We start from the raw sequence: 12447 nt of genomic DNA, 5'->3' as shown, positions 1-12447 counted from the left end.
GCGGGAAGCACCCGGGGTGACGGCGCCTGCTCCCCTCCCCCGTCGGGTTCAGGTGGACGACTGGTCGCTGTCCTTCAGCGCGCCCCAGCCGTGCCAGCGGTCGACCTCGATCCAGGCGCTGACCCGGGCCCGTACCCGGTCCGGGTACGGGTTGCCGGTGTAGTGCCGGGAGAGGCGGTCGATGTCGGCCAGGCCCTCGTCGTCCTTCAGCTCGACGACGCGGCCGATGAGGGTGACATGGGTGTACCAGTTGTCCTCGTCCAGCACGGTGAGGGTGACGCGCGGGTCGCGGCGCAGGTGCTTCAGGCGCACTCTGCCCTCGTCCAGGCTGATCAGCGCGCGGCCGTCCTCCCACACGTACCAGGTGGGCGTGGAGACGGGTGTGCCGTCGGAGCGGAGGGTGGCCATGACGCAGGGGTTGGGGCGGCGCAGCAGGTCGTCGGCCTCGGAAGGCAGCGGGGGCTTGGACACTACGGACTCCTCGGTGGCTCGTCGAACGGTTCCCCGGGACGCTTCGTACCGGGTGCTCAGGTGGTGGACTCGTCGTGACCGGCGAAACTGGCGTAATAGGCGGCGGCCATGTCCTCATCACCGTGGCCCTGGGCGGCGGCGCGTTCCAGGCGCTCGGCGCCGGCCGCGGCCACGTCCAGGCGTACACCGTGCTGTTCGCCGGCCCGGACGATCAGACGGGCGTCCTTGGCGGCGGTGGTCACGGCGAACTGGGCCGGGGTCAGCGGCCCGTCCAGGATCAGCCCCGCCTTGGCGCGCAGGTAGCCCATGTCGAGCGGGCCGCCCTCGATGAGGTCGAAGAAGCCGCCGGGGTCGACGTCCAGCGCCTCGGCCAGGGCGAGGGTCTCCCCCACGGCGGAGGTGACCGCGAGGACCCAGCTGTTGGCCACGAGTTTGAGTCGGGTCGCGCTGCCGGCCGCCCCGTCCTCGCCGGTCCACACGGTGCGGGCGCCGACGGCGTCGAACACCGGGGTCACCGTGGTCCTGCCCTCGGCCGGTCCGGCGGCGATCACGGTCAGCTGTCCGGCCTCGGCCGGCTGTCGGGTGCCCAGCACCGGGGCGTCGTAGAAGAGCAGTCCGTGCTCGCGTGCGAAGCCGGCCAGTTCGGCGACACCCTCGAGACCGGCGGTGGTGGACTGCGCCCAGACCGTGTCGCGCCGCAGGGCGGGGGCGGCCAGTCGCATCGTCTCCAGCGTGGCGGGACCGTCGTAGAGCATGGTCAGGACGACGTCGGCGGACTCGACCGCCTCGGCGGGGGTGCCGGCGACGTGCGCGCCGTCGGCGGCGAGCGGGTCGGCCTTGGCGCGGGTGCGGTTCCAGACACGGACGGCGTGGCCGGCCCGGGCGAGGTTGCGGGCCATCGCGGCACCCATGATGCCGGTGCCCAGGACGGTCACGGTGAGCTGGTCGGTCATGGCCTCGGCTTTCTGCGGGTCGGGGCGGTCGCTCCGTGTGCGGTGGGCAGTGCCTCGTGCGCCGGTCCCGGATCCGGGGCGGGTGTCCCGGACCCTGTCGGCGCGTGCACTGTCCGTCAGTGTTTCGCCGATCACGTTTCGTGGATCATTGTGCGGTCCCCGGCCGTGGTTCCGCCTGTCGACCCGGGCATCCGCCTGCCCACCGGTCGGGGCTCTTATGCCAGGGCCCCCAGCGGATCGTCGAGGACCGGCTGCCAGGCCAGTTCGGCGGCGCCGACCAGGCTGTTGTGGGCCAGGGCGCAGGCCAGGATCGGAACGCCGCCGCTGCGGCCCCACAGGCTGCGGTCGGCGACGACGGCGCGCAGCCGGTCCGGGGCGGCCTCCAGGAGGGTGCCGTGCAGGCCGCCGAGGATGATCCGGTCCGGGTTGAGGATGTTCACCAGGCCGGCGAGACCCAGCCCCAGACGGTCGACGAGGGCGGCGACGGCGGCGCGGACGGCCGGGTCGTCGTAGTGCTCGTGGATCAGCGTGTCGGCCTGTTTGAGGAGGGACATCTCGGGACCGGGTTCGCGTCCGGCCGCGGTGAGGAAGGCCAGCGGGTCTGCCTCCACGTCCAGGCAGCCCCGGCTGCCGCAGTAGCAGGGGCGGCCTCCGGGGTTGACGGCGAGGTGGCCGACCTCCAGGGCGAGACCGGAACTGCCGGTGTGCAGACGGCCGTCGAGCACCAGCGCGCCGCCGACGCCCCGGTGGCCGGTGGCCACGCACAGCAGGTCGCGCGAGCCGCGCCCGGCACCGTGCCGGTGCTCGGCGAGGGCGACGAGGTTGACGTCGTTCGCCGCGAAGGCGGGCCCGTCGATACCGGCGGCGCGCACCTGCTCGGCGAAGATCTCCCGCACCGGGGCGCCCGTGGGCCAGGCCAGGCGCAGCGGGCTGAACACCAGCCCCTCGGGTTCGGCCACAGCGGACGGCACGGAGAGCCCCGCTCCGACACACCGGCGTCCGGTCTCGCGGAGCAGTTCGGCGCCGGCCGCGACGACGGAGCCGAGCACCTTCGCCGGGTCGGCGTCGATGACCTCGCTGCCGGGCGCGGTGGCGACGATCCGGCCGCCGAGGCCGACGAGGGCGGCCCGGAACCCGTCGGAGTGCACCTGCGCGGCCAGTGCCACCGGTCCGTCCTCGGCGATCGAGAGCCGGTGCGAGGGCCGGCCCTGCGAACCGGCAGCCGCGCCGGGCCGGGCGTCCACCCTGATCAGGCCGAGCGCCTCCAGTTCGGCGGCGACGGCGCCGGCGGTCGCCCGCGTCACGCCCAGTTCCGTGGTGAGCACCGCGCGGGTCGGGGCACGTCCGGTGTGCACGAGCTCCAACGCGGGCCCGAGCGCTCCGCGTCCCCGGTCCAGCCGCGTCCTCGAGGTGGTCCCTTCCCCCGCCGGCCGGGGGTCCGCCTTCCCGCTCATGAGGGCGAGTCTCCCATGATCCGAAACGGCGGCGGGCTACCGGCCGCCGCCCCGGAGCGGGATGCTCAGCCGCCCGACACGGCCTGAGCCGGGACTCAGGGCTCCGCTAGCCTGGTCGCACGATGAACGACCGTATGACGACTCCGTGGGGCGCGCCGGTACTGGCCCGCTTCCCCGAGGACCCCCGCGACAGGCTGCGCGCCTGGGACGCCTCCGACGAGTACCTCCTCGGGCATCTCGACCGGGAGCCGATCCCACTGGACGGCACGGTCGTGGTCGTCGGAGACCGCTGGGGGGCGCTGGTCACGGCGCTCGCCGCGCACCGGCCGACGCAGATCACCGACTCCTGGCTGGGGCAGCAGGCGACCCGCGCGAACCTGGCACGCGCCGGTGTCGAGCCGGGCGCGGCCCGGCTGCTCACCACGCAGGACCCGCCGCCGGGCCGGATCGACGTGCTGCTGGTGCGGGTGCCGAAGAGTCTGGCGCTGCTGGAGGACCAGTTGCTGCGGCTGGCCCCCGCGGTGCATGAGGACACGGTCGTCGTCGGAACCGGCATGGTGAAGGAGATCCACACCTCGACGCTGAACCTCTTCGAGCGGATCATCGGCCCCACCCGGACCTCCCTCGCCGAGAAGAAGGCGCGGCTCATCTTCTGCACCCCGGACCCGGCCCTGGTCCGGCCCCCCAGTCCCTGGCCGTACAGCTACGCGCTGCCTGACGGCGTCGGCGCGGTCTCGGGCCGGACCGTCGTCAACCACGCGGGGGTCTTCTGCGCCGACCGGCTCGACATCGGCACCCGGTTCCTCCTGAAGCATCTGCCGACCGGGCGGACGGGGCTCCGGGTGGTGGACCTCGGGTGCGGCAACGGTGTCGTCGGTACGGCGGTGGCGCTGGCCGACCCGCGGGCCGAGGTGCTGTTCGTCGACGAGTCGTTCCAGGCGGTGGCGTCCGCGGAGGCCACGTACCGGGCCAACGGCGTACCGGGGCATGCCGAGTTCCGGGTCGGCGACGGTCTGGCGGGCGTGCCGGACGGCAGCGTCGACCTGGTGCTCAACAACCCGCCGTTCCACTCCCACCAGGCGACCAGCGAGGCGACGGCCTGGCGCATGTTCACCGGCGCGAGGCGCACCCTGCGCCCCGGTGGTGAGCTGTGGGTGGTCGGCAACCGCCACCTGGGCCACCACGTGAAGCTGCGGCGGCTTTTCGGGAACAGCGAAGTGGTGGCGAGTGACCCGAAGTTCGTCGTTCTGAAGTCCGTGAAACGGTAGTGCCGCAGCGCCGGAGCACCCTTGACGGCCCGCTTCAGCGGGCGGTGAGCGTCGCGATGATGTCCGCCACCGCGCGGGTCATCGCTTCCCGGCCCACGGTCAGGTAGCCGCGGGAGTCGACCGCTTCGGGGTGGGCGGCGAGGAAGTCCCTGATGGCACCGGTCATGGCGACGTTCAGGGCGGTGCCGATGTTCACCTTGGCGATGCCCGATCCGACGGCCGCGGTGAGTTCGGTGTCCGGCAGGCCCGAGGACCCGTGCAGGACGAGGGGGACGTCCAGGGTGGCGGAGAGGCGTTCGAGGAGGCCGTGGTCGAGGGTGGCGGTGCGGGTGGTCATGGCGTGGGTGGTGCCGACGGCGACGGCCAGGGCGTCCACGCCGGAGTCGGCGACGAAGGCGCGGGCCTGGTCGGGGTCGGTGCGGGCGCCGGGCGCGTGGGCGTCCAGCGGCGGCGTTCCGCCCTTGCCTCCGATCTCCCCCAGTTCCGCCTCGATCCACAGGCCCCGGGCGTGCGCCCAGTCGACGGCCGCCCGGGTCGCGGCGAGGTTCTCGGCGTAGGGCAGCCGGGCCGCGTCGTACATCACGGAGCCGAAGCCGGCGTCCGGGGCCTGGCGCAGCAGGGCGTCACTCTGGACGTGGTCGAGGTGCAACGCGACGGGGACGGCGGCGCGTTCGGCGGCGGCGACGGCGGCGCGGGCGAGCGGCAGCAGACGGCCGTAGCGGAACTTGACCGCGTTCTCGCTGACCTGGAGGACCACGGGGGCGTTCACCGACTCGGCCCCGGCGATGACGGCTTCGACGTGTTCCAGCGTGATGACGTTGAACGAGGCGACGGCGGAGCCTGCCGCGGCGGCGTGGTCGACGAGTTCGCCGGTGGTGGCGAGGGGCACGTTCGCTCCTTTCCGGTTTTCCGGTTCTTCTGGTTTTTCTGGTTTTTCTGGTTTTTCCTGCCCTTTCCGGCGGGGTCAGGGCTCGAGAACGACTGAGCGGGTGAGGTGGCGGGGGCGGTCGGGGTCGAGTCCGCGGGCCTCGGCGACGGCGACGGCGAGGCGCTGTGCGCGGACGAGTTCGGCCAGCGGGTCGAGGGTGCCCTGGATCCACGATCCGCCGGTGTCCCGCACCTGCGCGGCCAGACCGTCCGGTGCGTCGCCCAGCATCCAGGTCGCCGTACCGCGCGTGGTGACGCTGATGGGGCCGTGCCGGTATTCCATGGCCGGATAGGCCTCCGTCCACGCCAGGGCGGCCTCCCGCATCTTCAGACCCGCCTCGTGGGCGAGGCCCACGGTCCAGCCGCGGCCGAGGAAGGTGAACTGGGTGCAGTGCACAAGCCCTTCGGGCAGCGGGCGCGCGAGAGCGGTTCGCGCGTCCTCGACGACCGTTTCGGTGTGCAGGCCGAGGTGGGCGCGGAGCAGGGTGAGGGCCGTGGTCGCGAACCGCGTCTGCACGACGGAGCGTTCGTCCGCGTAGTCGAGTACGACGGTCTCGTCCGCCGACGTCGCCACGGCGGTGTCCGGGTCGGCGGTGAGCGCGGTGGTGCGAGTGCTGCCCTTCAACCGGTCGAGCAGGTCCAGGACTTCGGTGGTGGTGCCGGAGCGGGTGAGGGCGACGACATGGTCGTAGGCACGTCCGTAAGGGAACTCCGAGGCGGCGAAGGCGTCCGTCTCGCCCTGGCCCGCTCCCTCGCGCAGGGCCGCCACCGCCTGCGCCATGAAGTACGAGGTGCCGCAGCCGACGACCGCGACCCGCTCCCCCGGTGCCGGGAGGACCCGGGTGTGCTCGGCCGCCTGCGTCGCGGCCCGCGTCCAGCACTCGGGCTGACTCGTCAGTTCGTCCTCGACATGCGTCATGTCCGCCCCCACCCTTCCCGGTGATTGTTGTTGCAAGATAGAGCGGATTTTCAAGCACAATCAAGCATTCGAGCAGAGATCGTCGGTGCGCCGGCGCCCGTCCGCCGGACAGGCGCTAGGGTCGCCGGAGGCCGGGAGAAGGCAGGTAGCCGCACGACGGGAGGGCGGATGTCGCGGGACGCCCGCTGGCAGGCGCTGCTGGAACTGCTCGTCGAGCGGGGTCGGCTGGACGTGGACGAGGCCGCCGCCGAGCTGGAGGTGTCGGCCGCGACGATCCGCCGGGACTTCGACACCCTCGCCGGGCAGCAGATGCTGGTGCGCACCCGGGGCGGTGCGGTGGCGCACGGGGTGTCGTACGAGCTGCCGCTGCGCTACAAGACCGCTCGCCGCGCCTCCGAGAAGCAGCGGATCGCCGAGGCGGTGGCGGGTCTCCTCGCACCGGGCGAGGCGGTCGGGCTGACCGGCGGCACCACCACCACGGAGGTGGCGCGTGCGCTGGCGGTCCGCGGTGATCTCGCGTCCGGGTCGCCCGCGCTGACGGTGGTGACCAACGCGCTCAACATCGCCAACGAGCTCGCCGTGCGCCCGCAGTTCAAGATCGTGGTGACCGGCGGTGTGGCGCGGGCCCAGTCGTACGAGCTGGTCGGGCCGCTCGCGGACGGGGTGCTGGGGCAGATCACGCTCGACGTGGCGGTGCTCGGTGTCGTCGCCTTCGACGTCGCACACGGCGCGGCGGCGCACGACGAGGCGGAGGCGGCGATCAACCGGCTGCTGTGCGAGCGGGCCGAGCGGGTGATCGTGGCGGCCGATTCCAGCAAGCTGGGCCGGCGGGCGTTCGCCCGGATCTGTTCGGCCGAGTCGGTGGACACCCTGGTCACGGACGCGGCGGCGGCCCCGGAGACGGTGCGTCGGTTCGAGGATGCGGGACTGCACGTCGTCGTGGCGTGAACCGCGCACCGCGGGCCGGCCTGTCGGGTCTGCCTAAGCTGGCAGACAGAGCGGCACGTACCGCGGGCCAGGGAGGCTGCGATGGACGGGACGGCGAGGGAGCGGGGAACGTCCGGCGGACAGCGGTACGCGCCGATCGCCGATCACGGCCTGATCGGCGACCTGCGCAGCGTGGCGCTGGTGGCGACCGACGGCACCATCGACTGGTACTGCTGCCCGGACTTCGACGCGCCCAGTGTCTTCGCCGCGATCCTGGACGCCGAGCGCGGGGGCTCCTTCGAGCTGACGGCGGCCGTGCCGGCGCGCACCAAGCAGTTCTACTTCCCCGACACCAATGTCCTGATCACCAGGTTCTTCACCGAGGACGGCGTGGGTGAGGTGCAGGACTTCATGCCGGTCACCGGGGAGCCGGAGCCGACCGAGGAGGGCCGGCACCGGCTGATCCGGCGGGTGCTGTGCGTGCGCGGCGCCCTCCCGTTCCGGATGCGGGCGGCTCCGCGGTTCGAGTACGGCACCCGGCCGCACACCCTGCGACTGGCCGGCGAGCTCGCGGTGTTCGAGTCCGAGGCGCTGTCCCTCGCGCTCACCTCGACCGTCCCGCTGGAGGCCGACGGCCCGGACGTGCGGGCCGACTTCAAACTGGTGGAGGGCGAGACCGCGGTGTTCGCCCTGGACCAGGTCGGCGGTGAGGTGGCCCCCCGCCACTGCGCGCACCGGGAGGCGGAGGAGCAGTTCGGCGCGACGGTGCGGTACTGGCGGCGCTGGCTGTCCTCCTCGCGCTACCGCGGCCGGTGGCGGGAGATGGTGCACCGCTCCGCCCTCACCCTGAAGCTGCTCACCTACGCGCCGACCGGGGCGATCGTGGCGGCGCCCACGACGAGCCTGCCGGAGAGGCTCGGCGGGGAACGCAACTGGGACTACCGGTACGTGTGGATGCGGGACGCGGCCTTCTGCGTGTACGCGCTGCTGCGGCTGGGCTTCTCCGAGGAGGCCAAGGCGTTCATGGGGTTCGTGGCCCGGCACGTCAGTCCCGGCGCCGGGTGCCCCTCCGGCCCGCTGCAGATCATGTACGGCATCGACGGCCGTACCGACCTGTCCGAGCGCGAACTCGACCATCTGGAGGGGTACCGGGGTTCGGCACCGGTGCGGGTCGGCAACGCGGCGGCCGACCAGTTGCAGCTCGACATCTACGGGGCGCTGATCGACTCCGTCTACCTGTACGACAAGTGGGCCGAGCCGATCTCCAGCGAGCAGTGGGACCGCGTGTGCGCGCTGGTGGACTGGGTGTGCGCGCACTGGGACCAGCCCGACGAGGGCATCTGGGAGACGCGCGGCGGACGCAAGAAGTTCCTCTATTCGCAGCTGATGTGCTGGGTGGCGATCGAGCGGGCCGTCCGCATGGCCACCCGGCGCGGTCTGCCCGCCGACCTTCCCGGCTGGCGGTCGAGCCGCGACACCATCTACCGGCGGATCATGAGCCACGGCTGGTCCGAGGCGCGCCGGACCTTCGTCCAGCACGAGGACGGGGACGTGCTGGACGCGGCGGTGCTGATGATGCCGCTGACGAAGTTCATCGCGCCGACCGACCCGAAGTGGCTGTCCACGCTCGACTCCCTCACCGAGGACCTGGTGTCGGACTCGCTGGTCTACCGGTACGACCCGCAGGCGAGCCCGGACGGCCTGCGCGGCGACGAGGGCACGTTCTCCATCTGCTCGTTCTGGTACGTCGAGGCGCTGACCCGGGCCGGGCGGCTCGACGAGGCGTCCCTCGCCTTCGAGAAGATGCTGACGTACGCCAACCACCTGGGCCTGTACGCCGAGGAGATCAGCCACACCGGGGAACAGCAGGGCAACTTCCCGCAGGCGTTCACGCATCTCTCGCTGATCAGTGCCGCGTTCAATCTGGACCGCGCCCTGGGCTGAGCCTCAGTGGCCGCGGTCCGCGCTCTCGCGGGGCGCGGGTGACGCGGGGGTGTGTTTCTCGTCGTGCGCCGGTGCGGGCGCGCTGTCCGCGACGACCGGGTCCAGCACCCGGCCGACGCCGTAGGCCGTGCCGAAGGTCGCGGCCAGGGCTGCGGCGAATGCGGTGATCTTCAATCCGGTGTGCATGGTCATCTCTCCTCAACAGCTCCTCGGAATCTCCTCGGAACAGCGCGACCGGCCCGGATCCGAGCCGGTGTCCACACACCTCACAATACCCCTGGGGGGTACCAGATCAAGACCGGACGACCCTTGAAATCAGATACCTCTGGGGGGTATACCTGGGGAGCGGGAGGGATACCCCCGACCCGTATACTGCAATCGGCTGCCGGGCATGATCCGGCCGGCCTTCGTCACCAGGAGCGCCCATGACCGTCCGTACAGCCGGCACCGAGGCCGGGGCCCGGGAAGAGGTGGAGCTGGCCATCGGCGGGATGACCTGCGCCTCCTGCGCCGCACGGGTCGAGAAGAAACTCAACCGGATGGACGGGGTCACCGCCACGGTCAACTACGCCACCGAGAAGGCCAAGGTGTCGCACGACGCCGCGGTCACCGTCCAGGACCTGATCGCCACCGTCGAGGCCACCGGGTACACGGCACGGGAGCCCGCACCGCCCGTGCGCGGGAACGAGCCCGCCGGCACCGGCGCCTCCTACTCCACCGGGCCCTTCGACGAGCTCCGGTCGCTGCGGGAGCGGTTGATCACGGCCGTGGTGCTGTCGGTGCCCGTCATCGCGATGGCGATGATCCCGGCCCTGCAGTTCGAGTACTGGCAGTGGCTGTCCCTGACGCTGGCGGCACCGGTCGTGACGTACGCGGCGTGGCCCTTCCACCGGGCGGCCTTCACCAACGCGCGGCACGGTGCGGCCACCATGGACACGTTGGTCTCGGTCGGCACCTCGGCGGCGTTCCTGTGGTCGCTGTGGGCGCTGTTCTTCGGCACCGCCGGCACCCCGGGCATGACCCACCCCTTCGAACTGACCATCGCCCGTTCGGACGGCGCCGGGAACATCTACCTGGAGGCCGCCGCGGGTGTCACCGCGTTCATCCTGGCCGGGCGATACTTCGAGGCGCGCGCCAAGCGGAAGGCGGGCGCGGCGCTGCGGGCGCTGATGGAACTGGGCGCGAAGGACGTCACCGTGCTTCGGCCCGACGGGCGCGAGGAGACGGTGCCCGTCGAGGAGTTGGCAGTCGGCGACCGTTTCCTGGTACGCCCCGGTGAGAAGATCGCGACCGACGGGACGGTCGTCGAGGGCACTTCGGCGGTGGACGTCTCCATGCTCACCGGAGAGTCCGTGCCGGTGGAAGTGGCCGCCGGGAACGCGGTCACCGGGGCCACGCTCAACGCGGGCGGGCGTCTCGTCGTGGAGGCCACCCGGGTCGGCTCCGACACCCAGCTCGCCCGGATGGCGAAGATGGTGGAGGACGCGCAGAACGGGAAGGCCGCCGCGCAGCGGCTCGCGGACCGGATCTCCGCGGTCTTCGTGCCGATCGTGATCGCGCTGTCCCTGGGCACGCTGGGCTTCTGGCTGGGCAACGGCGCCGGGCTGACCGCCGCGTTCACCGCCGCCGTGGCCGTACTGATCATCGCCTGCCCGTGCGCCCTCGGCCTCGCCACGCCGACCGCGCTGATGGTCGGCACCGGGCGCGGCGCGCAGCTCGGCATCCTCATCAAGGGCCCGGAGGTCCTGGAGACCACCCGCCGCGTCGACACCGTGGTGCTCGACAAGACCGGCACGGTCACCACCGGCCGGATGACCCTGCTCGCCGTGCACCCGGCCGAAGGTACCGACGAGGCCGACGTGCTGAGGCTGGCCGGCGCCCTGGAGCACTCCTCCGAGCACCCGATCGCCCGTGCCGTCGCCGACGGCGCCCTGAAGAAGCTGGGCACGCTGCCCTCTCCCGAGGACTTCGGCAACGTGCCGGGACTCGGCGTCCAGGGTGTCGTGGAGGGCCATGCGGTGCTCGTCGGCCGGCAACAGCTGCTGGCGCAGTGGGAACTGAAGCTGCCGGCCGAGCTGGCGCGGGCCCTGGAGACGGCCCAGGCGGCCGGGCGCACCGCCGTCGCAGTGGCCTGGGACGGCGAGGTGCGCGCGGTGCTGGAGATCGCCGACGCCGTGAAGGAGACCAGCCCCGAGGCGGTGCGCCGGCTGCGCGCGCTCGGCCTCAGGCCCGTCCTGCTGACCGGCGACAACGAGGCGGTGGCCCGGACCGTCGCCCGCGAGGTCGGGATCGCGCCGGAGGACGTCTTCGCCGAGGTGCTGCCGCAGGACAAGGTGGATGTCGTCAAGCGTCTCCAGGCGGAAGGCCGCTCGGTCGCGATGGTCGGCGACGGTGTCAACGACGCGGCCGCGCTGGCCCGGGCCGACCTCGGGCTGGCCATGGGCACCGGCACGGACGCGGCCATCGAGGCCGGCGACCTGACCCTCGTCCGGGGCGACCTGCGGGCCGCGGCGGACGCGATCCGGCTGGCCCGCCGCACGCTCGGCACGATCCGGTCCAACCTGTTCTGGGCCTTCGCCTACAACGTCGCCGCGCTGCCGCTCGCCGCGGCCGGCCTGCTCAACCCGATGATCGCGGGGGCGGCGATGGCCTTCTCCTCGGTCTTCGTCGTCGGCAACTCCCTCCGTCTGCGCACCTTCCGGGCGGCCTGACCGGCGGCGGTCACCCGGACGGGGGGTGACGGCCGGGCTGCGACGGGGGCGCGGGGACGCACCGGGTGGATCACGCGTACCGTGGACACCTGGTGATTCCCGGTCCACGGTGCGGGTGTGCCCAGCGGGCCCCGGACACGCGGACCCCACACACAACGCCACCGCGGGAGAGACCGATGAGCGAGCCGACCACCACCGACCAGGGCGGTGCCCGTCCGCTCACCGCGCCCGCCCGGCCCGCCGACGGACTCCGCCGGGTGGCGTCCGCCGTCCTCGGCGATCTCAGGGCCGTGGACGGCGCCCTGTACTCGGCAGTGGCGGCCACTCCCACCCCCACCCTCGACCGGGCCCTGCGCCACCTCTCGCACGCGGCCGACCATTCGAAGATCTCGTTCGCCATCGCCGGTGCCCTCGCCCTGGGCGGGTCGCAGCAGCGCCGGGCCGCGCTCGTCGGCGTGGGGGCCATAGCCGTGGCGTCGGCGTCGGCCAATCTGCTCGGCAAGCGTCTGGTCCGCAGGGACCGTCCGGACCGGGAGGCGGCCCGGGTGACCGTGGACCGGCATGTCCCGATGCCCACCTCGGCTTCCTTCCCCTCCGGGCACACCGCGTCGGCGGTCGCCTTCGCCACCGCCGTCGGTACGGTCCTGCCCGCGGCCTCCGGTCCGCTCGGCGCACTGGCCGGCGCGGTGGGCTACTCACGCATCCATACGGGCGTGCACTATCCGGGAGACGTCGCCGCCGGTGCGGTTCTCGGCATCGCGAGCGCGGCCACCGCCCTCGCCCTGGCGTCAGCCCGCCTCCCCGCCTCGTACGGGAGCAGAAGGCCATGCCCGCCCCGGGCCCGCTGACCGCTGACCGCTGACCGCTGACCGC

General features: G+C 72.9%; 11 protein-coding genes. 5 read left to right on the top strand and 6 right to left on the bottom strand.

Annotated elements, in window-relative coordinates:
* Positions 1-48 precede the first annotated feature (48 nt).
* The 3 genes from JL475_RS02050 to JL475_RS02040 all read right to left on the bottom strand — a co-directional run bounded on the left by JL475_RS02050 (position 49) and on the right by JL475_RS02040 (position 2878).
* Entirely contained in the window at positions 49-471 is a 423-nt protein-coding gene (locus tag JL475_RS02050; protein ID WP_202274302.1) for a PPOX class F420-dependent oxidoreductase, read from the bottom strand.
* 56 nt (positions 472-527) lie between these two features.
* Positions 528-1424, bottom strand: a complete 897-nt coding sequence (locus tag JL475_RS02045) for an NAD(P)-dependent oxidoreductase (protein ID WP_202274300.1) — start codon at positions 1422-1424, stop codon at positions 528-530.
* Positions 1425-1639: 215 nt separating this feature from the next.
* Positions 1640-2878, bottom strand: coding sequence for an ROK family protein (locus JL475_RS02040; RefSeq protein ID WP_202274298.1), 1239 nt, complete (start codon positions 2876-2878; stop codon positions 1640-1642).
* Between the two features lie 134 nt (positions 2879-3012).
* Between JL475_RS02040 and JL475_RS02035 the strand changes: the two genes are divergently transcribed.
* Positions 3013-4146 (top strand): methyltransferase, encoded by a 1134-nt coding sequence (locus tag JL475_RS02035; protein ID WP_202274296.1) that lies wholly within the window; start codon positions 3013-3015, stop codon positions 4144-4146.
* A gap of 34 nt (positions 4147-4180) precedes the next feature.
* On the opposite strand, the gene JL475_RS02030 is transcribed toward JL475_RS02035, so the two are convergent.
* Together JL475_RS02030 and JL475_RS02025 are read right to left on the bottom strand one after the other, a co-directional pair.
* Positions 4181-5035 (bottom strand): class II fructose-bisphosphate aldolase, encoded by an 855-nt coding sequence (locus JL475_RS02030; protein WP_202274294.1) that lies wholly within the window; start codon positions 5033-5035, stop codon positions 4181-4183.
* Positions 5036-5110: 75 nt separating this feature from the next.
* Positions 5111-5992 (bottom strand): SIS domain-containing protein, encoded by an 882-nt coding sequence (locus tag JL475_RS02025; RefSeq protein ID WP_202274292.1) that lies wholly within the window; start codon positions 5990-5992, stop codon positions 5111-5113.
* A gap of 168 nt (positions 5993-6160) precedes the next feature.
* On the opposite strand from JL475_RS02025, the gene JL475_RS02020 reads away from it, so the two are divergent.
* Together JL475_RS02020 and JL475_RS02015 are read left to right on the top strand one after the other, a co-directional pair.
* The gene (locus JL475_RS02020) at positions 6161-6940 is read left to right on the top strand and encodes a DeoR/GlpR family DNA-binding transcription regulator (RefSeq protein ID WP_202274280.1); all 780 of its coding nucleotides are present in this window, start codon (positions 6161-6163) and stop codon (positions 6938-6940) included.
* An 81-nt stretch (positions 6941-7021) separates the two neighbouring features.
* Complete coding sequence (locus JL475_RS02015; protein WP_202274278.1) at positions 7022-8863, top strand: glycoside hydrolase family 15 protein; 1842 nt, start codon at positions 7022-7024, stop codon at positions 8861-8863.
* Positions 8864-8866: 3 nt separating this feature from the next.
* Here the strand turns inward: JL475_RS02015 and JL475_RS02010 are convergent, their stop codons facing one another.
* Positions 8867-9049 carry a hypothetical protein gene (locus JL475_RS02010; RefSeq protein ID WP_202274633.1) on the bottom strand — a complete coding sequence of 61 codons (183 nt, stop codon included), beginning with the start codon at positions 9047-9049 and terminating at the stop codon, positions 8867-8869.
* Between the two features lie 239 nt (positions 9050-9288).
* On the opposite strand from JL475_RS02010, the gene JL475_RS02005 reads away from it, so the two are divergent.
* On the top strand, positions 9289-11574 hold the full coding sequence (locus tag JL475_RS02005; protein WP_202274276.1) for a cation-translocating P-type ATPase: 2286 nt from the start codon (positions 9289-9291) through the stop codon (positions 11572-11574).
* 176 nt (positions 11575-11750) lie between these two features.
* Positions 11751-12422: a phosphatase PAP2 family protein gene (locus JL475_RS02000; protein ID WP_202274274.1), complete on the top strand. Its 672-nt coding sequence runs from the start codon at positions 11751-11753 to the stop codon at positions 12420-12422.
* Positions 12423-12447 lie beyond the last annotated feature (25 nt).

Origin of the sequence: Streptomyces sp. M2CJ-2, assembly GCF_016757295.1 — a bacterium.
Taxonomy (GTDB): Bacteria; Actinomycetota; Actinomycetes; order Streptomycetales; family Streptomycetaceae; genus Streptomyces.
Note: the sequence above shows the minus strand (reverse complement) of the source record. Positions and strands in the feature narration are given on the sequence as shown.